23 protein-coding genes are annotated in these 26522 nt (G+C 57.1%); 16 read left to right on the top strand and 7 right to left on the bottom strand.

Annotation, left to right across the window (positions count from 1 at the left end; genetic code table 11):
- Nucleotides 1-43 precede the first annotated feature (43 nt).
- The 7 genes from AC2T28_RS15005 (at nt 44) to mdoH (ending at nt 9704) form a co-directional block, all read left to right on the top strand.
- On the top strand, nt 44-520 hold the full coding sequence (locus tag AC2T28_RS15005) for a DUF302 domain-containing protein (protein ID WP_486748670.1): 477 nt from the start codon (nt 44-46) through the stop codon (nt 518-520).
- Nucleotides 521-612: 92 nt separating this feature from the next.
- Nucleotides 613-2226 carry a thiamine pyrophosphate-binding protein gene (locus AC2T28_RS15000; RefSeq protein WP_486748671.1) on the top strand — a complete coding sequence of 538 codons (1614 nt, stop codon included), beginning with the start codon at nt 613-615 and terminating at the stop codon, nt 2224-2226.
- The gene (locus AC2T28_RS14995) at nt 2213-3424 is read left to right on the top strand and encodes a CaiB/BaiF CoA transferase family protein (RefSeq protein WP_486748672.1); all 1212 of its coding nucleotides are present in this window, start codon (nt 2213-2215) and stop codon (nt 3422-3424) included. The genes AC2T28_RS15000 and AC2T28_RS14995 overlap by 14 nt, the downstream gene beginning before the upstream one ends.
- 248 nt (nt 3425-3672) lie before the next feature.
- Nucleotides 3673-5034, top strand: coding sequence for a tetratricopeptide repeat protein (locus AC2T28_RS14990; protein ID WP_486748673.1), 1362 nt, complete (start codon nt 3673-3675; stop codon nt 5032-5034).
- Between the two features lie 22 nt (nt 5035-5056).
- A complete protein-coding gene (locus AC2T28_RS14985) occupies nt 5057-6325 on the top strand; it encodes an OpgC family protein (protein ID WP_486748674.1) in 1269 nt (422 codons plus the stop codon).
- Nucleotides 6322-7830 carry an OpgD/OpgG family glucan biosynthesis protein gene (locus AC2T28_RS14980; protein ID WP_486748675.1) on the top strand — a complete coding sequence of 503 codons (1509 nt, stop codon included), beginning with the start codon at nt 6322-6324 and terminating at the stop codon, nt 7828-7830. Before AC2T28_RS14985 ends, AC2T28_RS14980 begins: the two co-directional genes overlap by 4 nt.
- Complete coding sequence (gene mdoH, locus AC2T28_RS14975; RefSeq protein WP_486748676.1) at nt 7827-9704, top strand: glucans biosynthesis glucosyltransferase MdoH; 1878 nt, start codon at nt 7827-7829, stop codon at nt 9702-9704. The genes AC2T28_RS14980 and mdoH overlap by 4 nt, the downstream gene beginning before the upstream one ends.
- A 150-nt stretch (nt 9705-9854) precedes the next feature.
- Here mdoH and AC2T28_RS14970 read toward each other — a convergent pair whose 3' ends face one another.
- Both AC2T28_RS14970 and AC2T28_RS14965 read right to left on the bottom strand, forming a co-directional pair.
- Nucleotides 9855-10670 carry a CE1 family esterase gene (locus AC2T28_RS14970; protein WP_486748677.1) on the bottom strand — a complete coding sequence of 272 codons (816 nt, stop codon included), beginning with the start codon at nt 10668-10670 and terminating at the stop codon, nt 9855-9857.
- On the bottom strand, nt 10667-11119 hold the full coding sequence (locus AC2T28_RS14965; protein WP_486748678.1) for a rhodanese-like domain-containing protein: 453 nt from the start codon (nt 11117-11119) through the stop codon (nt 10667-10669). The genes AC2T28_RS14970 and AC2T28_RS14965 overlap by 4 nt, the downstream gene beginning before the upstream one ends.
- Before the next feature lie 261 nt (nt 11120-11380).
- On the opposite strand from AC2T28_RS14965, the gene AC2T28_RS14960 reads away from it, so the two are divergent.
- The 7 genes from AC2T28_RS14960 to selD are packed head-to-tail and all read left to right on the top strand — an operon-like array spanning nt 11381 to nt 19501.
- Nucleotides 11381-14245 (top strand): monovalent cation/H+ antiporter subunit A, encoded by a 2865-nt coding sequence (locus tag AC2T28_RS14960; RefSeq protein WP_486748679.1) that lies wholly within the window; start codon nt 11381-11383, stop codon nt 14243-14245.
- 2 nt (nt 14246-14247) lie between these two features.
- Nucleotides 14248-14601, top strand: coding sequence for a Na+/H+ antiporter subunit C (locus AC2T28_RS14955; RefSeq protein ID WP_486748680.1), 354 nt, complete (start codon nt 14248-14250; stop codon nt 14599-14601).
- Complete coding sequence (locus tag AC2T28_RS14950) at nt 14598-16154, top strand: monovalent cation/H+ antiporter subunit D (RefSeq protein ID WP_486748681.1); 1557 nt, start codon at nt 14598-14600, stop codon at nt 16152-16154. Before AC2T28_RS14955 ends, AC2T28_RS14950 begins: the two co-directional genes overlap by 4 nt.
- The gene (locus tag AC2T28_RS14945; RefSeq protein ID WP_486748682.1) at nt 16151-16648 is read left to right on the top strand and encodes a Na+/H+ antiporter subunit E; all 498 of its coding nucleotides are present in this window, start codon (nt 16151-16153) and stop codon (nt 16646-16648) included. Before AC2T28_RS14950 ends, AC2T28_RS14945 begins: the two co-directional genes overlap by 4 nt.
- On the top strand, nt 16645-16914 hold the full coding sequence (locus AC2T28_RS14940) for a K+/H+ antiporter subunit F (RefSeq protein WP_486748683.1): 270 nt from the start codon (nt 16645-16647) through the stop codon (nt 16912-16914). The genes AC2T28_RS14945 and AC2T28_RS14940 overlap by 4 nt, the downstream gene beginning before the upstream one ends.
- Before the next feature lie 7 nt (nt 16915-16921).
- Nucleotides 16922-17290, top strand: a complete 369-nt coding sequence (locus tag AC2T28_RS14935; protein ID WP_486748684.1) for a Na+/H+ antiporter subunit G — start codon at nt 16922-16924, stop codon at nt 17288-17290.
- A gap of 51 nt (nt 17291-17341) precedes the next feature.
- Nucleotides 17342-19501 carry a selenide, water dikinase SelD gene (gene selD / locus AC2T28_RS14930; protein ID WP_486748685.1) on the top strand — a complete coding sequence of 720 codons (2160 nt, stop codon included), beginning with the start codon at nt 17342-17344 and terminating at the stop codon, nt 19499-19501.
- Here selD and mnmH read toward each other — a convergent pair.
- Nucleotides 19494-20564 carry a tRNA 2-selenouridine(34) synthase MnmH gene (gene mnmH / locus AC2T28_RS14925; protein WP_486748686.1) on the bottom strand — a complete coding sequence of 357 codons (1071 nt, stop codon included), beginning with the start codon at nt 20562-20564 and terminating at the stop codon, nt 19494-19496. The genes selD and mnmH overlap by 8 nt on opposite strands.
- Nucleotides 20565-20745: 181 nt before the next feature.
- On the opposite strand from mnmH, the gene AC2T28_RS14920 reads away from it, so the two are divergent.
- Nucleotides 20746-21243 carry a MarR family winged helix-turn-helix transcriptional regulator gene (locus AC2T28_RS14920; protein ID WP_486748687.1) on the top strand — a complete coding sequence of 166 codons (498 nt, stop codon included), beginning with the start codon at nt 20746-20748 and terminating at the stop codon, nt 21241-21243.
- On the opposite strand, the gene AC2T28_RS14915 is transcribed toward AC2T28_RS14920, so the two are convergent.
- On the bottom strand, nt 21240-21929 hold the full coding sequence (locus AC2T28_RS14915; protein ID WP_486748688.1) for an SOS response-associated peptidase: 690 nt from the start codon (nt 21927-21929) through the stop codon (nt 21240-21242). The genes AC2T28_RS14920 and AC2T28_RS14915 overlap by 4 nt on opposite strands.
- 62 nt (nt 21930-21991) lie before the next feature.
- On the opposite strand from AC2T28_RS14915, the gene AC2T28_RS14910 reads away from it, so the two are divergent.
- Nucleotides 21992-23641, top strand: coding sequence for a tetratricopeptide repeat-containing sulfotransferase family protein (locus tag AC2T28_RS14910; protein ID WP_486748689.1), 1650 nt, complete (start codon nt 21992-21994; stop codon nt 23639-23641).
- A gap of 53 nt (nt 23642-23694) precedes the next feature.
- On the opposite strand, the gene AC2T28_RS14905 is transcribed toward AC2T28_RS14910, so the two are convergent.
- The 3 genes from AC2T28_RS14905 to AC2T28_RS14895 form a co-directional block, all read right to left on the bottom strand.
- Nucleotides 23695-24189, bottom strand: coding sequence for a helix-turn-helix transcriptional regulator (locus tag AC2T28_RS14905; RefSeq protein ID WP_486748690.1), 495 nt, complete (start codon nt 24187-24189; stop codon nt 23695-23697).
- A 36-nt stretch (nt 24190-24225) separates the two neighbouring features.
- Nucleotides 24226-24714 carry a hypothetical protein gene (locus AC2T28_RS14900; protein ID WP_486748691.1) on the bottom strand — a complete coding sequence of 163 codons (489 nt, stop codon included), beginning with the start codon at nt 24712-24714 and terminating at the stop codon, nt 24226-24228.
- A gap of 205 nt (nt 24715-24919) precedes the next feature.
- Entirely contained in the window at nt 24920-26497 is a 1578-nt protein-coding gene (locus AC2T28_RS14895; RefSeq protein WP_486748692.1) for a bifunctional metallophosphatase/5'-nucleotidase, read from the bottom strand.
- Nucleotides 26498-26522: the final 25 nt, after the last annotated feature.

Genomic DNA, 26522 nt, shown 5'->3' with positions numbered 1-26522 from the left:
AAAACCCATCTAGTGTGAACCGAATTTCATTTGGAGCCTATCTATGCCGTTCACATCATTTTTCTCTGCCGCTCTGTTATGTCTGTTTGCCACCACCACATTTGCGGGCCCAATTGCCCCGCGCGAGGGCTGGGTGATTGTGGAAACCTCCAAAAGTTATAAGCAGCTGATCTCAGATGTGAAAACCGCCGCCAAAGCGCAGGGACTTGGTGTTGTGACACAGGCAGGCCCGACTGGTGCGGCAGCCAAACGCGGTATTACCATTCCCGGCAACCGGGTGATTGGCCTGTTCAATAACGACTTTGCAGTCAAGATACTGGCCACCTCAACCGCTGCGATGATCGAGGCCCCAGTCCGGGTCTATGTCACAGAAAACCAAGACGACACCGCCACCCTCTCCTACAAAACCCCAAGCTATGTCTTTGCTCCTTACGCGGATGAGGGCGGCGCGGCCTTGCTGGATCTGGCCAGGCAGCTTGATATGCGGTTTGAGGCCCTGGCTCAGCAGGCAACTCAATAAGACTTCAACATCTGGTCACACTGGCGTGAGCGGGCTTGCGCCCCAGGCCATACTCCGCAATCTCGCAGACAACTGAGTACGGAGTAGCAATGATGACCACCCCTTCCCGCGCAGCGGATGTTTTGGCCCGACGGCTATACGAGGCCGGATGCCGCCACGCCTTTGGCATGCCCGGTGGCGAGGTGCTGACCCTGGTGGATGCGCTGCAGGCGGCTGGGATCACAGTGCATCTGGCCAAACACGAAAACTGCGCCGGCTTCATGGCTGAGGCGGTGCATCACAGCGACGGCGCCCCGGCCATTCTGATTGCAACCCTGGGTCCCGGTGCGCTGAACGGTGTCAATGTGGTGGCCAACGCCCATCAGGACCGGGTGCCCATGTTGGTGCTGACCGGCTGTGTCGATGCCGCCGAAGAACAAAGCTACACGCATCAGGTTCTGGATCATCGCGCGGTGTTTGCCCCGATCACCAAGGCCACCTTTTTCTTGGACGCCGAAACGGTGGATCTGATTGCGGATAAGGCTGTCGCAATCGCCACCGAGCCCCGCAATGGACCGGTGCATATCGACGTGCCGATCTCGGTTGCGGATATGCCTGCCAGAGATCGCGGACATCGCCGCGCGCCTGCAAGTGAAACGGCGCCAGCAGGCGCTGACCTGGCGCAGGCGCGGGAGTGGTTGGCACAGGCCCAACGTCCCATTGCCATAATTGGCCTGGATGCCCTGCAGGAGGAGACCGGAGACGCAATCAAGGCTTTTGTTGAGCATCACAACATCCCATTTGTCACCAGTTACAAAGCCAAAGGCATCATCCCCGAGGATCACCCACTCTGTCTGGGTGGGGCCGGACTGTCTCCGCTGGCAGACAAGCATTTGCTGCCATTGTTCCGCTCTGCGGATCTGGTGCTCAGCATTGGCTATGACCCGATTGAGATGCGCCCCGGTTGGCGGGATGTCTGGGATGTATCCTCACAGAATGTCATCGACATAGCACCAGAACCCAACTTGCATTACATGCACCAATCGGGGCTGAGTTTTGTTACTTCGATCGCTCCAACCCTTGCGGCCATGTCGGAAGGCTTAAAAACCAGATCAACTTGGGTCGAAGGACAACCCGAGGTCACCAAGCTGGCTCTTTCACAAGCCTTTCCAACGGATGACACCTGGGGGCCAGCCGCGGTGATTGCCGAAGCGCGCGCCACGCTGCCCGTCAATACCCTTGCCACGGCTGACAGCGGCGCGCATCGCATTCTGCTGTCACAGATGTGGACCTGTTCTGAACCGCGTGCGCTGATCCAGTCTTCGGGACTGTGTACCATGGGCTGTGCCCTGCCGATGGCGATTGGGCGCAAGCTTGCCCAGCCGGACCGCCCGGTGATCAGCTTTTCCGGCGATGCTGGGTTTCTAATGGTGGCCGGAGAGCTAGCAACAGCTGCCGAGATGAAACTGGCACCGATCTTTTTGGTCTTTGTCGATGCCAGCCTCGCCCTGATCGAGTTGAAACAACGACAACGGCAGCTGACTAATGCCGCCGTAGACTTTGGTCGTCATGACTTTGCTGCGATGGGCCGGGCCTTTGGTGGTAATGGTATGACCGTGCGCAATCGGGACGAGCTGCGTGCGGCACTGGTTGAGGCGCAACATGCCGAAGTCTTCACCGTGATTGCTGCTGAAATCGAACCTGGAGGCTATGATGGCCGGATCTGAACAATTGCCCCACGGGCCGCTGATCGGCGTCAAGGTGCTGGACCTGTCGCGCATTTTGGCCGGGCCTACCTGCACCCAACTGTTGGGCGATCTGGGCGCCACAGTCATCAAGGTGGAGAACCCAAAATCCGGCGGCGATGACACCCGCCAGTGGGGGCCGCCCTATGCCACTGATCAAGATGGCAATCCCACCGACATGTCGGCCTATTTTATGGCCGCCAATCGCAACAAGCGATCCGTCGCCATTGATATTGCCAGCCCCGAAGGCCAGCGCATTATCCGCGACTTGGCGGCGCAGGCGGATATTCTGATCGAGAATTTCAAACCCGGAGGGCTTAAAAAGTACGGGTTAGACTATAACAGCCTGAAATCCGATTTTCCGCGGCTGATTTATTGCTCGATCTCGGGCTATGGGCAAAACGGCCCTAATGCACAAAAACCCGGTTACGACTTGATGGCACAGGGCTATGGCGGGGTCATGTCACTGACCGGTGCACCAGAGGGCGAGCCCATGAAGGTTGGCGTGGGCATCGCCGATGTGATGTGCGGCATGTATGCGACTGTGGGTATTCTTGCAGCCCTGCGTCATCAGGGCCAGACCGGCGAAGGCCAGCAGATCGACATTTCATTGGTCGACAGTCAGATTGCCTGGCTGATCAACGAAGGTGTCAATTACCTCACAAGCGGCAATATCCCTGAACGGCGCGGCAATGGGCACCCGAACATCATGCCCTATGGCGTGTACAAAAGTAGCGATGGTCATGTCATACTGGCGGTTGGCAACGACAGCCAGTTTGCGCGTTATATGGAATTTCTGGGCCTGTCTGGTCTGATCGAAGACCCTAGATTTGCAACCAACCCAAGCCGGCTAGAATATCGAGCCGCGCTGGATGAGATCCTGATCCCAGCCATGCGACGGTTCAGTACGGATGACATCATTGCCGGACTCGAGGCGCGCAAAGTTCCAGTGGGCCCAGTGCAAGATTTGAAGGATGTCTTTGCCTCGGATCAGGTGGCGGCGCGTGAGATGCAGATCGACATGGAGAGCAGCGCTGGTCAGGTGCATCTGATCGGCAATCCGCTGAAGCTTTCACGCACGCCCGTGACCTATCGGCATGCGCCACGTTGGTGCGGTGAAGACAGTGATGCTGTTTTGTCGGCGGACTCGCCGTTTGATCTGGAACCGGGCGGGCGCTAGCCGAAATCAAATCGGCCAAGTGTTACAGAAAGCACCAAGCCAGTTGCTCTACCCGCGCCTTAGTGCGGGTAGAGATGCCGCTATTGTGACAATTTCCCCTATTTCTCTGCCACTTCGCAACAAAACTCACCGTTGCACACACACCACATCACCAATGCGTTAGCCGGCGTCGCCGGGTGGAAGTGCATGAACTAAAGTTGTTTGAAACGACCCTAGACCTTTATTCAGCTCAGATCGGACGCTTTGTAATGCAAGATACTTTTGGCCAAGACACCAGCCTGACGGATGCGGCAGCAATGCAAGATTGGAACGCCGTACAAATGGGTGTTCTTGCCCATGCGGCCTCAACGCCTACGCATCTTGTGTCCCTTTTGTCCGCCGTGCCGGGTTTTGCCTTGGGTCAGGCCTGCAAAGGGATGTTCTATCTGATGCTTGGCCGGTCAGAGCTGATCCCCACCGCGCGTGAGGCTTTGGCGTCGGCCAAGCAGAATGCAGCAACCGCCCTGCCCCGCGAGAGGTTGTATATCGAGGCCTTAGCGGCCTGGTTAGCTGGTAAACCTTCGATGGCAATTGCCAAGATGGAGCAGGTCTTGCGGGATCATCCCACAGACACCTTGGCCATGAAGCTGAGCCATTCGATCCGTTTTATCTTGGGCGACAGTACCGGGATGCGGCGCTCGGTTGAGTGTGTATTGCCTGCCTATGGTACCGATCATGCCGGGCATGGCTATCTGCTAGGCTGTCACGCCTTTACACTGGAAGAGACCGGCGAGTACGAAAAGGCTGGCATTGCAGGTCGTCAGGCGCTTTGGACGGCGCCAAATGATGCCTGGGGGTTGCACGCCGTGGCGCATGTGCACGACATGACCGGCAACGCCAAGGCCGGTTTGGAGTGGCTGGAGGGGCGTGAGGAGGCCTGGGCCCATTGCAACAACTTCCGTTATCACGTGTGGTGGCACAAGGCGCTGATGCATCTAGATTTGGGTCAGGTGGATCAAGTGCTGGATCTTTATGATCGTGAAGTGCGCAAGGATCAGACCGACGATTATCGCGATATTTCCAACGGCACGTCGTTGTTGATGCGGCTAGAGCTGGAGGGCGTCGATGTTGGCAGTCGCTGGGAAGAACTGTCAGAGCTCTCGGCCAATCGAACCGAAGATGGCTGTTTGATCTTTGCTGACCTTCACTACCTTCTGGCGCTGGCTGGACATGACCGCCAAGAGGCCACCACACGGCTGGTGCAACGCATCCACGCGGATGCGCAGAACCGCCCGGATGAAACCGGTCAGCGCATGGGTGAACCGGGCAGTGCCATGGCCTCGGGTCTCGAAGCCTTTGGCGATGGAGACTATACGGGCGCGTTCAGGCATCTGTCGCAGGGGCGTGGATCTTTGCAACTGGCCGGGGGCAGTCATGCCCAGCGCGACGTGTTTGAACGTATCACCATTGATGCTGGCCTGCGGGCTGGGCAACTTGACGCTGTCGAGACCATCTTGGATGACCGGCGCAGCAAGCGCGGTGGGTTTGAGGACAACTACGCCATTGCCCGGCGCGAATTGATTACTGCCGGCCGCAGCAATTCACCCGCGCAAAGCGTCCCCGCTGAGTGACCTTGAAAGGCAAATAATTTAGATGGCGACTATTCTCCCCCATCCTGACACCCAGGCTTCTGCCCTGCCTGGATCTGCTGCCAATCAGACAGCAGCGCCGGCCCATGGGGCGGCACGTCCTCGTGATCCGAGGCTCGACTTCTACCGCGGCATTGCGATGTTTATCATCCTGACCGCCCATATCCCCGGCAACCGCTGGACCGGCTGGATCCCGGCGCGGTTTGGCTTTTCCGATGCTACCGAGATTTTTGTGTTCTGTTCCGGCATGGCCTCCGCCATTGCCTTTGGTGGCTCATATGCGCGACGCGGCTGGGCCTTGGGAACGGCGCGGGTGATTTACCGCGTCTGGCAGGTGTACTGGGCCCACATCGGATTGTTCTTTTTCATCGCCACTATGATGGCCGTGATCGACCTCTACGGTGGCTTTGACAAAAGCTATATTGCCTCGTTGAACCTGAGGCCCTTCTTCAACAACACAACACAGCAGTTGGTTGGGCTTTTCACCCTAACCTATGTGCCGAACTATTTTGATATCCTGCCAATGTACCTTGTGGTCCTGGCGCTGATGCCAGTGATGATGGGGCTTGAGAAGGTTGGGTTATGGGCCGTTGCCGCAGCCTCGGTACTGATCTGGCTGACTGCCAACCCTTATATGATTGGGCTGGGACCGGATGGTCTTGCCCTCTCGGCAGAGCCCTGGTCAGACCGCAAGTGGTTCTTCAATCCCTTTGGCTGGCAGTTGCTGTTCTTTACCGGCTTTGCCTTCATGAAAGGCTGGTTGCCCAAGCCTCCGGTGTCGAATCTTCTGATCGTTGCAGCGGCTGGGTTTGTTATTTTCTCGGCTCCCTTTGGCTCGTGGAAGGTGTTCTTGTGGGTGCAAGGCTGGAACCAAGACTTGGCAGATACGATACGTCCCGTTTGGGCGCTGACAGCTGAGTGGCGCAATAAGAGCGACTTTGGCTTGCTGCGCTATGTCCACTTCCTGTCGCTGGCTTACTTGGGCTGGGTGATTGCCGGTGAAGGTGGCAAACGGTTGATCGCCACCGGCCAATCCGTGGCGGCACGAATTTGGGCAGTGTTACTCAAATTGATCACCAAGGTTGGCCAACAGTCGCTGGCAGTCTTTGTCTTCTCGATGGCGCTGGCACGTTTGATCGGCTTTGCGCTGGACCAGACCGACAGGGCCATCATCACCACCGCCGCCGCCAACTTGACCGGCTATGCAATTATCATTCTGGTGGCCTTTGCGGCGGCCTGGTTCAAATCCCAACCCTGGAGGACCAAGCGATGACCGCCCTGACCCGCCGTTCCTTCCTCGCTTCTGCGCTCGCCAGCACCTCAGCCCTTGCCCTGCCGGTACATGCCACCGGAACGCTGCGTTTCACTCGTGATACAGTGATCCAACTGGCGCGGGAACTGTCCAGGCGAGACTATGCCCCGCGCCCCTCAGTCCCGCAGGACTGGCTGGACATGTCCTATCTGGAGTACCAGACCCGCTGGTTCCGCAGCAAAGACGCGCTGTGGTCGGATACCGCCAGCAGCTATAACGTCGATTTCTTTTTGCCGGGGCTGTATTTCCCGCGCCCAGTTCAGGTCAACACGGTGCAGGATCATGTGGCCCAGCTGGTGCCCTTTGATCTGTCGCTGTTTGACAAGACCGATAAGGCGCCAGAGCTGAGCCTGGATGGTCCACTTGGATACTCTGGCCTACGTCTGCGCACCGAGCTGAACCAGCCAGGGCTAAAGAACGAGTTCTGCGTATTCCAAGGTGCCAGCTATTTCCGCGCCATTGGTCTGGCCAACACCTATGGACTGTCCGCCCGAGGGCTAGCCTTGAAAACCGGTGACCCGATGGGAGAAGAATTCCCCGAGTTCATCGAATTCTGGCTGGAAACCCCAGCCCCCGGCCAGCGCAATATCGTGGTTCATGCCCTGATGGACAGCCCCTCGGTGAGCGGCGCTTATCGGTTTGATATCCTACCGGGTGAAAACTGCGTGATGGAGGTTGAAGCAACGCTGTTTGCTCGCGAAGAGTTGAGCCATGTGGGGCTTGGGCCGCTCACCTCGATGTTCCTCTATGATCAGACCAACCGCAGCCGGTTTGATGATTTCCGCCCCGCCGTGCATGACAGTGACGGGCTGCTGGTCCACAATGGCAATGGCGAAGTTCTGTGGCGCCCTCTAGCCAACCCCAAGACCCTGCAGATTTCCTCATTCGTGGATGACAACCCACGTGGCTTTGGCCTGATGCAACGAGCGCGCAAGTATTCGGACTTTGCCGACCTTGAGGCCAATTACCACAAGCGCCCTTGCCTGTGGGTCGAACCCAAGGGCGATTGGGGGCAAGGCGCAGTGACCTTGGTCGAGATTCCTGCGGATCAAGAGATTTATGACAATATCGTCGCCTACTGGCGTCCGCACCAGCCTTATGTGGCTGGGTCGCAGGTAGACTTGTCTTATCGGCTGGGCTGGGGGAGCGAGCCTGATCTAGACCTACCGCGTGTGACCAATACCTCTGGCGGAGCACGGGTGTTTGGTGATCCGGGGCGGATCATGACCCTTGATCTGGCCGCGCATCCTCTATTAGCGGACAATCCAGAAAGCTACGACATCCACGTCTCGTCACCGCATGTAGAAACCAGCGCGGGCGTATTGCAGCGCAACCCGGAAAGCGGCGGGCTGAGACTGGCATTTTCCTTTGATCCAGGGGAGCGCGACATGGTGGAGCTGCGGGCGCAGCTGCGCAGGGATGGACAACCGGTGTCTGAGGTCTGGCTGTATCGGTGGACCGCATGAGCCAACCACACCTGATGCCCCCGGAACAACCGCTGGACATGCCAGAACAGGATTTTGGGTGTTCTTTTCAAGACGATGCAGCACCCAATCAGCACGCCCCTAAAAATGTGGCCATGTGGCGGGTACTGGCCTTTTCCCCAGCCATAGCAGGCACTGGGTTGCTAACCTGGGTGATGCAAGACTGGTTTGCCGTTGGTGGTTTTTCCGGGCTTGAGGTCGCGTTGTTGGCCCTGATTGCCTTCAATTTTTTCTGGATCTGCTTCACCGTCGCCACAGTTTTACTAGGGCTTTATTCCCTGTCCCAACGCCCTAAGACACGCCGCCTGTCCCGCGCACAACCGATGAAGGTGGCGCTGCTGATCCCGGTGCACAACGAAGTGCCCTGGTATGTGCTGGGCAATGCCCGGACCATGCTGGAAGACCTGCGCAGGCGTGGCGGCGTGCATGACTATTCCATGTTCATCCTGTCCGACACCCGTAACGATGAACTGGCCGCACAAGAACTGATCTCAGTGCGTGCGCTCCACGCGATCATGCCACCCGGATTGAAGCTCTATTACCGGCGGCGAGACCAGAATACGGATCGAAAGGTGGGTAATATCACCGATTGGGTCCGGCGCTGGGGCAGCGGGTACGAGGCGATGCTGGTGTTGGATGCTGATAGCCTGATGACCGGCCGCGCTATTGCCCGCCTGTCGGATGCGCTGTCCCGTGATCCCGGTGCCGGGCTGATCCAGAGTTTTCCGCAGCTGATTGGCGCGCAGTCGGTGTTTGGCCGCATGCAGCAATTTGCCAACGGCGTGCATGGAGCGGCTCTGGCCGAGGGGTTGGCCCGTTGGATTGGCCACGAGGGCAACTATTGGGGCCATAACGCCATCTTGCGCACCCGCGCCTTTGCCGCCTGTGCTGGCCTGCCTCGCATTCCCAGCGCCCTGGGCCGGGGTGAAAAGCTGATCATGAGCCATGATTTTGTCGAAGCTGGATTGCTGCGCCGGGCCGGATGGTCGGTTCGGTTCTTGCCACGCATTCGCGGATCCTATGAGGAAACCCCGCCTACTCTGATTGACCACATCCAGCGAGACCGCCGCTGGTGCCAGGGCAACCTGCAACACCTGAACCTGCTGAGGGCCAAAGGGTTTCGTTCAATTTCGCGCTTTCACCTGCTACACGGCGCGATTGGCTACCTGATGGCGCCGATCTGGTTTGCCCTCTTGGTGATCTGGGCACTGATTGGTCGCGGCGAGGAGGCCTCGGTGCTGACCTATTTTAATGCAACAAACCCGTTGATGCCCTCTTGGCCGGATATGTCTGAGCCACGCCATGTACTGGTGATCCTGCTGATCTATGCGATGCTTTTGGCACCGAAGCTTTTGGCCATCGCTGCCCTGCCCCTGAGTGGCAGCCGGTTTGCAGACTACGGTGGGGCTAGCCGTTTTGCCCTGTCCTTTGTGTCCGAAATCATCCTTGCCATTCTCTACGCCCCGATCCTAATGGTACAGCAGATGATCGCGGTGATCCGCACAGCACTGGGACTACAGCGCGGCTGGGCCCCGCAGGCCCGCGATGGCGGCAGCTATGGGTGGCGTACGTTGCTGATCTCACATGCTTTGGAAACCACAAGCGGGCTGGCGCTTTGGGCTGGGATCCTATCCGGCATGGTCTCTGTCTGGCTGTTACCAATTGCCCTTTCCCTGGTTCTGGCGGTGCCGCTGTCAGCCCTGTCAGGTCTGCCCGTCGTCAGACGGCTGAAGACCTGGATGGGCACGCGCGAGGTCTTTGCTGAACTGCAAATCACCCGCACCGCCCGGGCGCACCGGTCTAGTTTAAAGGATATTCTGGACGGCGGTAGCCCCAGCCGCAGTGCAGCAGAGTAGCCCCTCTCCAAACCCTCCCGCGCCCACAGGGCATTCGGCTGCGCCGAAATCCCTTGGCGGCCTTGGGCGTGGCACCGCGCCAGGCGCGGTGCCACGCCCAACGGGAGGAGCGCCTCTGACAAGAGGCCGACGACGGGCGGGAGCCGTTCCTTAGTTCACCTTTGCTTCGAACCAGTCCAGCATTTGACCTGCCCAGCTTTGGGGAACAGTATGGCCACCCGGAAACAACAGGAATTCAATGTCGCGCCCCTCGCCGCAGTTCCAGCGACGGCGCAGGACTTTGCCTTCCTGTCGGACTTGGTCAGGGGCATGGCTTTCACAACTGTTGGTTTGCCGCCACAATTCCAGCCCCGCGTAGATATCGCCCTGCTGGAACTGTTTACCGCCTAAATACCGACCTTCCAACGGAACCGTTCTGTCCGCCCAGCCGTGGCTGTGAAACAAGCGGACCGGGCCAGCGCAGCTGTCGGGTTGGGGACGCCAAAACCCTCCTGCCACTGGCGCGTATGCGGCAAAGTCATCGGGATGGGCGCAGGCAAGGTAGTTGACCATGAAAGCACCGGCCGAGAACCCGGCAAGCACCGTGTTTTGCTGGGAAATGCCAAACCTATCGCGCGCATCCGCCTTCACCTCTTGCAAAAAGGCAGCCTCATCCCGCCCCTCCCAACCCGGGAAGAAAACCCAGGATCGGTTGCCATTGCGGCGGCGGGTGGCGTTGGGGGCGATCACTGCATATCCGCGCGCGTTCAGCGCCTCGATCATTTTGGTGTTTTTCATCGTCCCCGCCCCTGACCCGCCATAACCGTGCAGGAAGACAACAGCTGGGGTGGGCTGTTCAACCCCGTGCGGCAAGGAAATATGGTATTCCCCCGTGCTGATTTCACAGGGGTCAGCGGAACCATCGCAATCGGCTGTGGCGGTTGAGGCGGCAAACATCAGGGCCAGTGCCAAGGCCGCACGGCTCATGATTGCCACCGCGCCACCGGCAGGTTGCTGGCAATCCATCCCGGACCCTGGCGCGAGCCAAGAATACCTTCGGGGACGTCAATGATATTACTGAACCCGGCCTTGGTCAGCGCCAGGGTCATGCGCGCTGAGCGCACGCCGCGCGCGCAGATCAGCGCAATCGGCGCGCTGCGGTCATCGCCCACAGCCTTGGCAACCGCGTCGGTGAAATCCTTACGCCGCATATCGATCTGATGGCCACCAACCGGCACACCTGTTGCCTGCCATTCAACAGGAGTTCGGATGTCGATCAGGGTGACATCACCGGATTGCGCATGCTGATAGGCCTCGGTCACGCTTAACCTTGGCTGTTCATGGCCCGGCGGTTGACGGCGCCACCAAACAGCTACACCTGCAACAGCGACCATCGCTGTACCACCAAGCATCAGTTGGCGTCTGGAAATGTTCATTTGGGTCATAGGTTTCCCAATTATCTAAAATCTGTACCGGCGAAATACCATGTTCCAGAGCCGCCGTCAGAAAAAGCCGATGACGCAGCGTTCAAGTTCTTGTCAGCGCCGCCCCCCTGCCCATCTATTGCTTAGAAATTCAGCAAACACAGCACAGCTTCTGGAAATCGCCCTTTGATTGGGCGGTGGGGGCTGGCACAAAAGTCAAAAATTGCTTAGGCAACAAGAAATTTTGCCTTGCCCAAGCCCGGAGATCCACACGTGTCCCTGTTTCTGATTGCGGCCCTGCCATTTCTTGGCGCGCTCTTGCCTGCATTACTGATCCGAGCCGGACGAAACGCCGCGTCGGCTTCTGCTGGTTTTACCACCCTGCTGGCCTTTGTTGGTCTGTTGCTAAACGCCCCTGCCGTGTTAAGCGGTGAGGTGGTTCAAGCGAGATTGGACTGGCTGCCTGGATTGGGGTTGAACGCCAACTTCTATCTGGATGGGCTGGGCTTTCTGTTTGCCGGTCTGATTCTGGGTATTGGCCTGCTGATCATTCTGTACGCGCGGTTCTATTTGTCGCGCGAAGATCCGATGGGGCAGTTCTACTCTTACCTTCTGTTATTCCAAGGCGCGATGGTTGGTATTGTTCTGTCCGACAACATCTTGCTTTTGCTGATTTTCTGGGAACTTACCTCGCTTAGTTCGTTCCTGCTGATCGGCTATTGGAAGCATCTACCCGAGGGACGCCAAGGAGCGCGAATGGCGCTGGCCGTTACCGGGTCCGGTGGTCTGGCGATGATCGCGGGGATGCTGATCCTGGGCAATATCGTAGGGTCTTATGACCTGACTGTGATCCTGCAGAACAAAGAACTGATCCAGTCCTCATCACTATACATGCCTGCGCTGATCCTGATCCTGATTGGTGCGTTTACTAAATCGGCACAGTTCCCGTTCCACTTCTGGCTGCCCCATGCCATGGCTGCACCAACGCCGGTTTCAGCCTATCTGCACTCGGCCACTATGGTGAAAGCGGGCTTGTTCCTGATGGCGCGGATGTGGCCGGTTCTGGCGGGCACCGAGGCCTGGTTCTACATTGTGGCCACAACTGGTTTGATCACCATGGTGATCGGCGCGGTGATCGCATTGTTCAAGGATGACCTGAAGGGTTTGCTGGCCTTTTCAACCGTCAGCCATTTGGGTCTGATCACCATGCTCTTGGGCTTTGGCACCAAGGCAGCGGCCGTTGCGGCGGTGTTCCACATCGTCAACCACGCGACCTTCAAGGCCGCCTTGTTTATGACCGCTGGCATCATCGACCATGGCGCCCATACTCGCGACATCAAACGTCTGGGTGGTCTGCGACATCTGATGCCGATCACCTTTACCATTGCGGTGATTGCTTCGCTGTCGATGGCCGGTTTGCCACCGTTGAACGGCTTCCTCAGCAAAGAAATGATGCTGGAGGAAACTATAAATACGCTGTGGCGTGGCAACCATTATCTGGTTCCTGCACTAGCCGTCTTTGCAGCGATGTTCTCGGCGGCTTATTCGTTCCGCTATATTGTTCATGTGTTCCTGGGCCCGCAGCGGCACGACTATCCAACGCAGCCGCATGATCCAAATCCTGGCCTATGGCTGGCCCCGGCTTTCTTGGCTTCGCTGGTGATTGCCATCGGCCTGACCCCTGGCATCATTTCCGGCCCCGTTGTCTCCTCTGCTTCGGCTGCGGTGATTGGCGACGGACAGGTGCCCTACTTCAAGCCCAAGCTTTGGCACGGGTTCAACACCGCACTGATGATGTCGATTGCGGCGATCACGGGCGGTATCATCTTGCTGATGTCACACAAGAAGCTTGCTGCCGTGTGGGAGGCAGCGCCCCGCCCCGAGGCCAAGGAAATCTTTGAAGGGCTGATTGGCGCGCTGACCCGGTTCGCCCGCGGCCTGACTGATACGCTACACAATGGCTCTATCACCCGCTACTCGGCGATCATGGTGGTCTTTACCACGGCGATCTCGCTCTATGCCTATCGCACCGGTGTGATGTCCGACGCGACACGTGCAGTGCAAGAGGCCGGGCCTTTGCCAATCATTGGCTGGTTCTGCCTGATCGTCGCCACGGGTTTCATCGTAGTGCATCACCGCAACCGTCTGTTGGCGCTGGTGCTGATCGGTGTTGTCGGTCTGATTGTTTCGCTGTCGTTCAACTATCTGTCGGCCCCGGATCTGGCACTGACCCAGATCTCGGTTGAGGTGGTGACCATCATCCTGATGCTGCTGGCGCTGAACTTCCTACCCAAGGAAACACCGGTTGAAACCCCAGTCAGTACGCGCCTGCGCGATGCGGCGATTTCGATCACTGCGGGTGCGGGTGTCGGCGGGCTGATCTATGCCTTGATGACCCGCAATTTTGCCATGCCATCAATTTCCGAGTTCCACCTTGCCAACTCTTACAAAGGCGGCGGCGGCACCAATGTGGTGAACGTGATCCTGGTCGACTTCCGTGGTTACGATACATTTGGCGAAATCATCGTGCTGGGGATTGCCGCACTGGTGATCTATGCACTGACCGAGGCCATTCTGGGTTCAAAAGTCCGCGCCTATTTGCTGAACCGCAAACCCGACCTGCCGCAGGACGGTGACCCGCACCCGCTTATGATGGTTGTTGCCACCCGTGTGATGATGCCGCTGGCCCTAATGGTTGCTGCTTATATCTTCTTCCGCGGTCACAACCTGCCCGGCGGCGGCTTTATCGCTGGCCTGATCGCCGCGATTGCGATGCTCATGCAGTACATGGCGTCTGGCTTTGGCTGGGCGGCTGAACGGCAGAAGTTCTATTACCATGGCATCATCGGATCCGGTGTGCTGATTGCGGCCGCCACCGGTGTTGGCTCGTGGCTGGCCGGTCGCCCCTTCCTGACCAGCTCGTTTGGCTATCTGCATTGGCCACCACTTGAGGAATTTGAATGGGCCACAGCAGCGCTGTTCGACCTTGGTGTTTTCCTGGCCGTTGTCGGTGCGGTGATGCTGACACTGGAAAGCCTGGCCCGTCTGGCCTGGCAGCCCGGCATGACATCCGAACACGCCATGGACATTAACCCGGCCCGCGATGACGCGCCCGAAACTACTAAAGAGGAGGTCTGAGCATGGAAATCCTATTTGCCACAGCTGTGGGCGCTCTGACTGCTGCCGGGATTTATCTGATCCTACGCAAACGCACCTTCCCCGTCATTCTGGGGCTGTCGTTGCTGACTTACGGTGTCAACGTGTTCCTGTTTGCCACCGGACGCCTGACGGTTAACGCCCCTGCGGTGCTGAACAAATACGTCGACGTGCCCTATACCGATCCGCTGCCACAGGCGCTGGTTTTGACCGCAATCGTGATTTCTTTTGGTATGACTGCTGTGGTGGTGATGATAGCGCTGGGGGCCTATTTGTCAGCCAAGGATGACAATATAGACATGATCGAAGATGTCGACGGCGCAGGAGACGACGCATGAACCACTTGCTGATTGCGCCGGTGGTGCTGCCTGCCATCATCGCACCCTTTATTATCATGGTGCTGCGTCACCATCTAAGCTTGCAGCGGATTTTCTCGGTTGCCAGTACGGTTGCCTTGCTGGTGGTCACACTGGTTCTGGCATCACAAGCTGCCGATGGAACGGTTCAGGTTTATGAGCTGGGCAACTGGCGCGCGCCGTTTGGCATTGTTCTGGTGTTGGATCGCCTGTCAGCGCTGATGCTGTTGCTAACCTCGGGGTTGGCTCTGGCTGTCGTGCTTTATGCCATCGGATCTGGCTGGGATAACCGTGGGCGTCATTTCCATGCGCTGTTGCAGTTCCAGCTGATGGGTATTCTGGGCGCGTTTCTGACCGGTGACGCGTTCAACTTGTTTGTGTTTTTCGAGGTGCTGCTGATTGCATCCTATGGTCTGATGATCCACGGCGGCGGTGCCAAGCGATTGCAGGCTGGTGTTCAATACGTGGTCTATAACCTGCTGGGCTCCAGCCTGTTCCTGCTAGCGCTGGGGACCCTGTATTCGGTCACTGGCACGCTAAACATGGCCGATCTGGCGGTGCGCGTGGCCGAGCTTTCGTCCGATGACACCGCGTTGTTGCGGGTGGGTGCGATCATGTTGCTGCTGGTCTTTGCGATCAAGGCCGCGGTTCTGCCCCTGCATTTCTGGCTGCCTGCCTCATACGCCAACGCCCCCCTGCCCGTAGCCGCTTTGTTTGCCATCATGACCAAGGTGGGCGCCTATGCCATCTTGCGGATGTACACATTGGTGTTTAGCCCCGATGTGGCCATCACTGCCGGACTGGTTGGCGACTGGCTGTTGCCCGCCGCGATGCTCACCCTGGCTGTTGGCGCCTTTGGTGTATTGGGATCGCGTGAGATTGGTCGGTTGGTTGCCTTTGGCGCCATCACCTCGATGGGAACCCTGCTGATCGCGATTGCGCTGTTCACTCCCGAATCCACGGCTGCTGCACTGTATTACACCGTGCATTCCACATTGGCCGCGGCGTTGCTGTTCCTGGTGGCTGATCTGGTGATGGAACGTCGCGGCGGTGCCATCATCGCGCAACGCCCCATGGCACAAACCGGGCTGATTGCGACTCTGTTCTTTATTGGCGCGATTGCAATGGCTGGCATGCCTCCGCTATCCGGTTTCATTGGCAAGCTGCTAGTTATGGATGCCGCCCGTGACCACGAGTTGGTGAGCTGGATCTGGCTGGTCATTCTGGCGGGATCACTGATCACTATCATCGGTCTGGCCCGCGCCGGATCCGAGGTTTTCTGGAAAAGCCACGACGCCGAGCATATCCGCGAGGCCGAACCTGAGTTGCCCGTGGATGACACTCAAGCCGTGCCCGAGGAAGAGGCCCCCAAGGCTACTGCTCTGCCCTTTGTTGCTTGTTTCAGCTTAATCGCCGGATTGGCTTTGCTGACAGTGTTTGCGGGGCCAATGATGGACTATTCCGAAGCCACTGCGGCTCAGCTTTTTGAGCCAAGCGTTTACATCGATGCCGTTCTACGGAGGGCTGAACAATGAAGCTGCTACGACGGCTGGTGCCGCACCCGATCCTGACCCTGTTGCTGACTGTGACCTGGCTGCTGCTGGTCAATGGCTGGTCGCTGAACTCGCTGGTGTTTGGTTTAGGTCTGGGCCTGGTGATCCCGTTTTTCACCCAGCCCTATTGGCCCGATCGCCCACGTCTGGCCAAGCCGCTAAAGGTCATCGAGTACATTCTGGTGGTTCTGTATGACATCGTTGTCGCCAATGTGGTGGTCGCCAAGATCGTGGTGTTCAAATCCAACGCCGATCGCCAGCCCAACTGGGTCACCATCCCGCTAGACCTGCGCACCCCCGAGGCGATTACAACGCTGGCTGGCACCATCACCATGACGCCGGGTACCGTATCGGCGGATGTATCCGCCGAGGGCCACGCCCTGTTGGTACATTGCCTGGACGCGCCAAACCCGGATGAAGTCCGCGACGAGATCAAACAGCGCTACGAGCGCCGCCTGATGGAGATTTTCGAATGATCACCTATGCTGCAATCTTTGCCTTTGGCTGTTTTGCCCTGGGCATTCTGATGAACCTTTGGAAAGTGCTGTTTGCCGATGAAATCGCCGACCGCATTCTGGCGCTGGACACCATGTTCATCAATGCCATCGCCCTTATGGTGCTGTATGGCATCGCGCTTGGCACCGGCATCTATTTTGAGGCTGCCATGATTGTTGCCATGCTTGGCTTTGTATCAACCGTAGCCTATGCCCGCTTTATCCTGCGCGGCAACATCATCGAGTGAGGCTGACATGGCGCAATTTTTCGAAATCCTGATCACTGTGTTCCTGGTTACGGCGGGCATCTTTGGTTTTGTCGGCTCGTACGGGTTGTTAAAACTGAGCGATGCCATGTCACGCCTGCACGCCCCAACCAAAGCGACCACTTTGGGTGTGGGCGGCGTGTTGCTGGCCTCGATGGCCAATGCCTTTGCAAATGGTCCTTATATGTCCGTGCACGAGCTGATGATCACCCTGTTCTTGCTGCTGACAGCTCCGATCACGGCGAACTTCATTGCCAAGGTGCATATCCACCGTCGAGAAAGCCGCGAGAGCCTGCCATCGGCGGGTGAAGATGGCGACTGGGCAACAACAGACCTGCCCGAAAGTAAAGAGAGCTGAACGGAACCCCTCTGTTCAGCACCACTTCCTATATTTTAGGCCCCACTTGATATGCATGATACACGCCTGCCGCTGACCAGAGACCTTGTACTGATTGGCGGCGGGCATGCTCATGCACTGGTGTTGCGCAAATGGGGGATGTCTCCCCTGCCCGGTGCGCGACTGACCGTTATCAACCCTGGCCCCACCGCGCCCTATTCGGGCATGCTGCCGGGATTTGTAGCCGGGCACTATCAACGTGAAGAACTGGACATCGATCTGGTCAAGCTGGCCCGTTTTGCGGGAGCTCGGGTTGTGCTCGGGGCTGCTACGGGCATCGACACCGAGGAGCGGCAGATACATGTGCCGGGGCGGCCTCCGATCGCTTATGACGTGGCTTCGGTTGATATTGGCATCACTTCGGACATGCCAGATCTACCAGGATTTGCTGACTATGCCGTACCCGCCAAACCATTGGGTTCCTTTGCTAAGACATGGGGGGCGTTTCGAAATGGCGATGGCCCAGCCCATATTGCGGTCATTGGCGGCGGCGTTGCCGGGGTTGAGCTGGTTCTGGCAATGGCCCATTCGCTGCGCGCGCGTGGACGGCTGGCGCAGGCCACTCTGATCGACAACGCCCATGCGTTACGGGCCATTGGCAGCAAGGCCCGCGCCAAGTTGCGCACTGCCTTGACCGAACACGCGGTCACATTGCTGGAAGGTGTCGAGATCGCAAGTATCGAACCAGACCACATACGCCTGGCGGATGGGCGCGAGGTGCTGTCGGATTTCACCACTGGCGCTGCGGGAGCGCGGCCCTATGACTGGATCGCAGGGACCGGACTTGAGCTGCACAATGGTTTCATCTCGGTGGATCAGAATTTGCAAAGCTCGGACCCTTTGGTCTTTGCTGCGGGCGATTGCGCCCATCTAAGCCACACGCCGCGCCCCAAAGCTGGGGTCTATGCGGTGCGGCAGGCACCGGTGCTGTTTGACAATCTATGTGCGGTTCTGAGCGGCGAAGATCTGCGTCCGTATAAGCCTCAAAATGATTACCTGAAGCTGGTCTCACTTGGTGAGAAATCTGCCCTGGCCGAACGGCATGGACTCACCCTATCGGGGTCGCTGATGTGGCGCTGGAAAAATCACATCGACCAGACCTTCATGATCAAGTTTCGCGAGTTGCCCGAAATGGAGCAGCCAGAACTACCCCCGCATCATACGCTTGGAATGGCCGAAGCATTGGGAGACAAGCCGATGTGCGGTGGCTGTGGGGCCAAGGTGGGGCGCACTGCGCTGCGGGCTGCGCTGGAACCGCTTCCCGGTAGCGTTCGCGATGACATCACCCCACTGCCCGGCGACGATGCTGCCTTGCTGATCACTGGCGGGGTTAAACTGGTTATCAGCTCGGATCATTTACGCGCACTAACTAATGATCCGGTGTTAATGGCCCGAATCACAGCGGTTCATGCACTGGGCGATATCTGGGCCATGGGGGCAGAGCCGCAAGCGGCCACGGCCAATCTGATCTTGCCGCGCATGTCGTCTGAACTGCAGCAACGTACCCTGAGTGAGATCATGGCTGCCTCTACCGACGTCATGCGGAGTGCTGGAGCCGAGATTGTCGGCGGGCACACCTCGCTGGGGGACGAGTTGACCATTGGCTTCACCGTGACGGGGCTGTGCCCTCGCCCGGCAAGTACACTTGCCGGGGCCAAACCCGGAGATGTGTTGCTCCTGACCAAGCCAATTGGCTCGGGCGTGATTATGGCAGCTGAAATGGCGGGCCAAGCTGATGGCGCTTGGGTGAGCGAGGCCCTGGCGATGATGTCTCGCCCACAGGCGGAGACCGCGAAGATATTGCAACCCGCCCATGCCATAACTGATGTCACTGGCTTTGGCCTGTATGGCCACCTGTCTGGGATCTGTGAAGCATCCGGTGTTGGCGCCGTTCTGAACATGGCGGCAGTGCCGCTAATGTCCGGGGCCAAGGAGTTGAGCCGACAAGGAGTGAAATCCTCGTTGTTTGTTGAAAACCGGGCTTTGGCTCCTGAGCATCAAATCAGCGGCTCCCAGGAGCTGTTGTTTGACCCGCAGACCGCAGGTGGCTTGCTGGCCGCGGTTGCCGCCGACGAGGCGCAAACCCTCATGGCGCGATTACACGAAGTTGGTGAACAAGCAGCCGTAATCGGCTCGGTCACGGACGCTCACGCTGGTATCAAGATTAACTAATTTCGGCCGCACCATACGACTGGACCAATACAGATATCTGATCAGCTGCTTTATTCAGCCCATCTGTATCCAGCTCGTCTACGGTCACTTCGCTCCTGACCTCGGCGTTAGCCGTTTGCCGTGATTTGAGGTATGCCGGATCATAGTGCTGAACCATCAGGGCCTCGGTCAATCCTGACTTGTCCCCCGTGGCGATCAGATCCAGCCATTTGTCTACTACCACATTTGAACGATGCGCCCGCAGTGGGTTCAGTTTTCGGCGCAGTTTTGATGCATCGGACAAGATGTCATCATATGCTCGAACCAAATATCGGCAACGCGCGGCAACTGGTGCGTTGACCTGAATACGTGGGGCTGCCTTCATTGCAGTCCACAACGATGGCGGAATGATGCGCTCGCCGATCTTGTTGGACTCCGCCTCGACCAAAACGGGTTTGGTATGGTCAAACCGTGCCAATTGGGCAGCGGCGTTTGTTTCAAACGCCTTTTGGCTTGGCTGGGGGCCGTCCATCCCACCCAGCAATGATCCGCGATGATTGGCCAGACCTTCCAGATCCAGAACCTGCGCACCACGTTCCTGTACCAGTTTCAACAGGTCGGTTTTGGCTGTGCCGGTATAGCCATCCAAGGCAATCAAGCGATGTGCTAAGGGTGTGTCATAGAGATAGGCCTTCACCAAACGGCGATAGGTCTGGTAACCGCCCTCCACTACATCAGCGCGCCAACCAATTTGCTGCAACATCCAAGTAAATGACCCAGAGCGCTGGCCACCGCGCCAGCAATAGACCAGCGGCTGCCAGCCACCGTCTTTGTCGGTCATTGTTGTTTCTATGTGCTGTGCAGCGTTTTTGAACACCATGGCCGCGCCCAGCTTGCGGGCCAGGAACCGGCTTTTTTGCACATACATCGTCCCAACCTGGGCGCGTTCATCGTTGTCCAGCACCGGCAGGTTGATAGCACCCGGAACATGATCTTCGGCAAACTCGGCGGGGCTGCGCACATCGATCACACTATCAAACGAGTGATCAAGCAATTCTAGTAACGAGCAAAAAGTCAAAGCCATAGGCTCTCTGTACCCGCAGCATTGACCTGAGGGAAGTGTCGTTTCGACCCGGCACGCAACAAAAAGCTACTTGCACAGTGGTTCCCAGCATAAGTAATCTTAATTTGAGTATTTTGAACGATACTTGGCGAGATGGGTGTCCTTCCACCCTACAAAAACTGGGCTAATTTGCGGGAACACAATGGAATTACACCCTTTGGATATTCATAATATGCCGGGTCACCTGATCCGCAGGTTGAACCAAATTTCCGTGGCCCAGTTCATGGAGCATGTGGCCTCTGGCGGGCTTTCCATTACACCGGTCCAATATGCGGCACTCTGTGCAATCCGGGATCATCCTGGCATCGATCAGGCCTCGGTTGCGGGGTTGATTGCCTATGACCGTGCCACCCTGGGCAAGGTTATTGATCGCCTGGAGGCCAAGGGCATGGTGCAAAGAAAAGTCTCAGCCACCGACCGGCGTGCGCGCGAGCTGTTTTTGTCATCAGATGGTGAGGCTTTGCTAAAGCAAGCGCATCCGCTGGTGGAAAACGCACAGCCGGACATTTTGGCGGGCTTGGATTCTGAGGAACAAGAACTGCTGGTCAATTTGATGCAGAAGGTTGTTCTGGCTGGAAATGACTTGAGCCGCGCGCCGCACCGCAGCCTGGATACTACATCAGACCAGGGCAACGCCTAGATCAGCTGCCCGCGCGGGATATCATTTTCGTCAAAGGGCTCGATCAATTCGGGGCCTGACGCCCGGTTGGAGTTCACCGCCGGGTCAACCCGGTGAAACTCTAGCACATCGTTATCGCCGGGCTGCATCAATGTGGCGGCCCCCTGCCCTTGCTCCCCTAGCCAGAGTGGCCAATCCTGATGTTCCAGGATCAAGGGCATCCGGTGGTGGACCGATGAAATCTGTTGATTGGCAGCTGTGGTGACAATCGCGCAGCTGTTAACGGAATCGTCGTTGCCCCAACTTTGCCAGATCCCGGCAAAGGCCACAGGGGCCTCATCACGGCGCTGGAAATACCACGGTAACCTGCGATCCAGCGCGTCCTTGGTCCATTCATAAAAACCAGTCGCCGGGATCAGGCAGCGGCGTTCGCGACAGGCCGAGGCAAAGGCGGGTTTGTTGGCGATTGTCTCGGCACGGGCGTTGATCAGCAGCGGACCAGCGTTTGGAGCTTGATACCAATGCGGCAGAAATCCCCAACGCATTGACAGCAGCTGGCGCCCCAACTCGCCACTGCGCACCACATGTACTGGGTTTGTAGGGCAGACATTGAAGTTCGGGACATTGGGCAGATTATTGGCGGGCACAGCTGCAAACAGCTGCGCCATGGCATCGTTGGGAAGAGTAGTTGCAAGTCGTCCACACATGGTCCAAAAATCCCCAAACTGCACTGCCAAGTCCAGACAAAACTCAAGGATTTCCAAAGTTCATGTCCGCGCCCCCAGCTTCTCTACTCAAGTCAAAGATCCTAGCAGACATGGAGAACGCGAAGAACTCCCAAGCCCTGAAGAAGGCCAAACTGGGAGTGAAAAAATTCCCAAAAGATCCTGACTTTTGGTCGATGACTGGTTTTGTTTTGCAATCCGATGGACAGTACAAAAAGGCCGCTCAGTATTTTCTTGGTGCAGCCAAATTACGCCCAGGTGACGAAAAGGACGTTGAGAACCTCGTTTCAGCTCTTGAGATGTCGAACCAGGTAACCGTCGCGGAAGAATATCTGTTCAAGACGATCGAAAAATACCCCGATCGCCTACACTTTGTCTCGTTGCTTGGAAACCTGATGGCCAGAAGTGAGCAATGGGCTGAACTGGTTAAATTCACCACGCATCGGCTGGACCGGTTTCCAGGCAAGGTGGAATTGCTCTGCTTGCGTGGCACAGCCTACAACCACATGAACCGCTATGATCTTAGTTTTGAGGATCGGTTCCAGGCTTATGAGCTTTCGCCGACCCACCCCATGGCTGCCAGACTATACGCGCAAAGCCTGCATCAGCGGGGCGACAAGCAAGAGGCCAAGCAGATCTTTGCTTCGATAGTCGATAGAGACCCGAGCGATCTAAATGCAATCTACGAGCTTTCTCTGCTGGCAACGCCAGACGAGGCCCAAAGGCTGCTCAAAAACATAGACCAGATTTCAACGGATGCCATCCAGCAAGAAGACCTGCTTCATTATGCGCATGCCCAACTTGTAAAGACATGCGAAGGCCTGACGAACGCCTTGCCTCTTTTTGCCAAAGCAAACGCCGCTCGATTTGCCAAGAACCCATATGATGAAGTGAAACAAGACCAGCTCTTTGAAGTTGCAAGACAGGGGTTCGAAGATCCCGTTGTCGCCGATGGGCATCCTGATTTGGCCTCGGTTGTTCCCATCTTCGTTGTTGGTCAGCCCAGATCTGGAACAACTTTGCTTGAGATGATGTTGTCATCATCGAAAACAACAGAGGCCTGTGGCGAGCTACCAGCTGTGGGCCAGTTTTGCAGAGAACACCTGAAAAGCGCGCATGGATTTTCCGTGTCAGAGGCGAACGAACTTGCCGCTTATTATGCCGAGAGCCTGCCTCCGCTTTTGCCTAGCAGCAAAGCGTTTGTCGACAAGATGCCACATAACTACCAGAATGTAGGTCATATTTTGTCGGCCATCCCAAACGCCAAGGTCGTCAATATCCTCAGAGATCCCCGTGATACCGCGCTATCCACATGGATCCAACGGTTTCCAGCCAGCGGCATAACTCACGCGAATGACTGGGCTGCCATGGCCCATAGTGCCAACCTGTATCGACGTTACATAAATATGTGGCAGGCAAAGTTTGCAGGCCAGATCCTTACAATTCAATACGAGCAGCTCATAGCTGAGCCCGAAACCGTTATCAGGCAAGTTGCCGCACACTGTGGGATTGACTGGGATCCAGCGATGATCGCGCCTGAACGAAACACTTCGACCGTTAAGACCGCCAGCATTGATCAGGTGCGGAGCAAAATCTCATCTAGATCTGTTGGCAAGTGGAAGCAGGCCGCTGAAGAGCTTCAACCTTTTCTTGCCAAACTGGATGCGACACTGTGGCCCGAGTACGATTTGTGACCGGTTCAGATCTTGAAAGACAAGACCACCTCTAGGCTTTCTAACGAATGCGCTCAATCGTCGGGCAACAGTTCGTCAATCAGTACCCCCAACAGTTGGGTGCGTGTCTTCACTCCGGCTTTCCGGTAAATCGAACTGTTTTGCGATTTCACCGTGCCTTGGCTGGTCTTTCGTAGGTCGGCGATTTCCGCAACGGACAGTCCTTTGACAGTGAGCAAGGCAATGTCCTTTTCAGCCTTGCTAAGGGCCCAACGGTCAAACTGACCATTCAACATGGCAAAGAACTGCCCCTGGGCGGCACGCAGGTGGCGCTCAACTTCGCGGTTGCGGCGTTGAAGCTGGCGATGGCTGCGCCAGATCAACACGGCGCCAGAGACGAACCCCACTAATGTGGCAAGAGACACCAGTTCATGTGCCAGCCAGCTGTTAGAAATCAGGTAGTATCCCGTAATCTCGCCAACCAGCTGCGACAGAAACGCCAAGGCGGAGGCTAAGTAAATTAGCCCCCCAACCTTGAACATCGCGGATGATGTCAGTGGTAGTTTCAACTAAACGTGCTCCAAACTAATCAAGCTGATCAGGGCTTAGTCGTCGTCCTCGCCCTCATCTTCTTCGCCTTCCCCGTCGTCGTCATCTTCCCCATCGTCGTCTCCCTCTTCCTCACCATCGTCGTCCTCGCCATCGTCGTCTTCTTCGCCGTCGTCGTCTCCCTCATCCTCGGGATCGTCTTCACCGTCGTCGTCTTCGCTATCATCACCCTCTTCATCGTCCTCCTCTTCGAGGTCATCTTCGATCTCGTCTTCAACGTCTTCCAGATCGTCCTCTTCCAGATCCTCTTCATCGTCATCTTCTTCGTCGTCGATCTCGGTTCTGTCACGCAAAACAGTCCCGTCTTTCCCCAGAACAATTTCACGCTCGACGCCCGGCCCTGTGGCTTCGAACTTGGTATTTCCGAACAGTGTTTGCCTGATCTCGATCTCAGTATAGCCCTCGTCGGTCAGCTCCTGAACAATCTCCGCCTTGGTGACCTGTGCCATAGCGGTTGTTGCCATCAGCGTGGCAGCGACACTCATCAATATTGTCTTGTTCAACATTTGCTTTTCCTCAAGCTGGATATACCCAATCCAATCACTCAAGCGGGTGTCTGAGGAATACGACTTTGGTTGAAATTGCCGTATTTAAGCAAAAGGCCTATGCCCGGAACCACGGACATTGCACGTAAAAAAAGCCCCGCTGACATCGATCAGCGGGGCCACTTCTTAGCTTTCTCGTGAGTGCTTACTTCTGAGAAATACGTCCATCAACGTAAGGTGTATATGGCGAGTTTGTTGCCATGTATTCAGCCAGAACATCAGCCAGGTCTGGGCCAAAGTCATAGGCGTTCTTGTCGTCGCCTGCGAACATTTTGTAGCCGTCACCGCCGCCACGCACATAGTTGTTGGTCACAACCATGTAGGTTTTGGCCGGATCAACCGCAACGAAACCGTCGCCATCGGCAACCATAACGTCCTGGATTCGGCCTTCGCCGGCTGCAACGCTTGCATCCCAGCTAAACTTCAGACCGGCAACCTGTGGGAAGCGGCCTTTGACCTCTTCCACCTGGCTTACACCGTTTTCAAGTGCCGCAACCAGGGTCGCGCCATCCAGTTCAAAGGTCGACAGGGTATTCTGGAACGGCAGAACCGACAGTACTTCGCCCATTGTGACTTCACCCGGTTCCATGCTGGCACGAATGCCGCCCGAGTTTGCAATGGCAATGGTGACGCCCTGGTCCTTTACCCGTGCCAACATCGCATCCGCTACAAGATTGCCCATCTGGCATTCCTGAATACGGCAGGTTGCGCGGTCACCGTTGATGGATTCAGCTGACTCGGCCACAACCTTGGTGCGGATTTCTTCCAGTGGTGTGCCCAGCTCGGCGATACGGGCAACTGTGGCTTCGTCTTCGGCCACGGCTGCATCCATGCTCAGCGGCTCACCTGCGGCCTCAACCACGTTGCCGGCGTCGTCAAAGGTCACGTTCAGTTCACCCAGGAACTTGCCATAGGCATAGGCCTGAACAATCGCTGTGTCGTTGACCATTGTCGGGTAAGGACCAACTGCACGGTCGGACACGTTCGACAGGTAGCTGTTCGAGTGGCCACCAACAATCACGTCAACACCGGTCGTTTCGGCGGCAACTTTTTGGTCGAGAACATAACCCGAGTGGCTGAGCACGATAATCTTGTTCACGCCTTCGGCTGTCAGGCGGTCTACTTCAGCCTGAACCGCAGCAACCGGGTCACCAAAGGTGATGTTTTTGCCAGGGCTGGCCAGATCGTGGGTGTCTTCTGGTGTCAGGCCGATCAGGCCGATTTTTTCACCGCCGCGCTCGATCACGGTGGATTTGTTCAGAACACCAGCCAGAGCAGGCTCGGCGCTGACGTCGGCGTTAGACATTAGGATTGGGAAATCAACCGAATCCATGAAGCCACGCAGAACTTCGGGGCCGTCATCGAACTCGTGGTTACCAACGGTCATGCCGTCGTAGCCCATTTTGTTCATCATTTCGGCTGCAACTTTACCCTTGTAATAGGTATAGAACAGCGAGCCCTGGAACTGGTCGCCACCATCCACCAGGATCGAGTTGTTCGAGCGAGCACGCGCATCGGCGATTGCCGTCACCAAACGAGCAGAGCCACCAAAGCACTTACCTTCGGCGTTGTCGCCTTCACGGCAGCCGCTGTCATACTTGCTGACCGGCTCAAATCTGGAGTGGAAATCGTTGGTGTGCAGAATTGTCAGTTTATAGTCGGCCGCAGCCATACCAGCTGTCAGCCCAAGGGCCGCCACCGAAGTAAGAATTCGCGTCATCATAATAGAGAATCTCCCAGTTCTTCTT

This window comes from Parasedimentitalea nitratireducens, from assembly GCF_057444295.1.
This window is presented reverse-complemented; position numbering and strand designations above follow the sequence as displayed.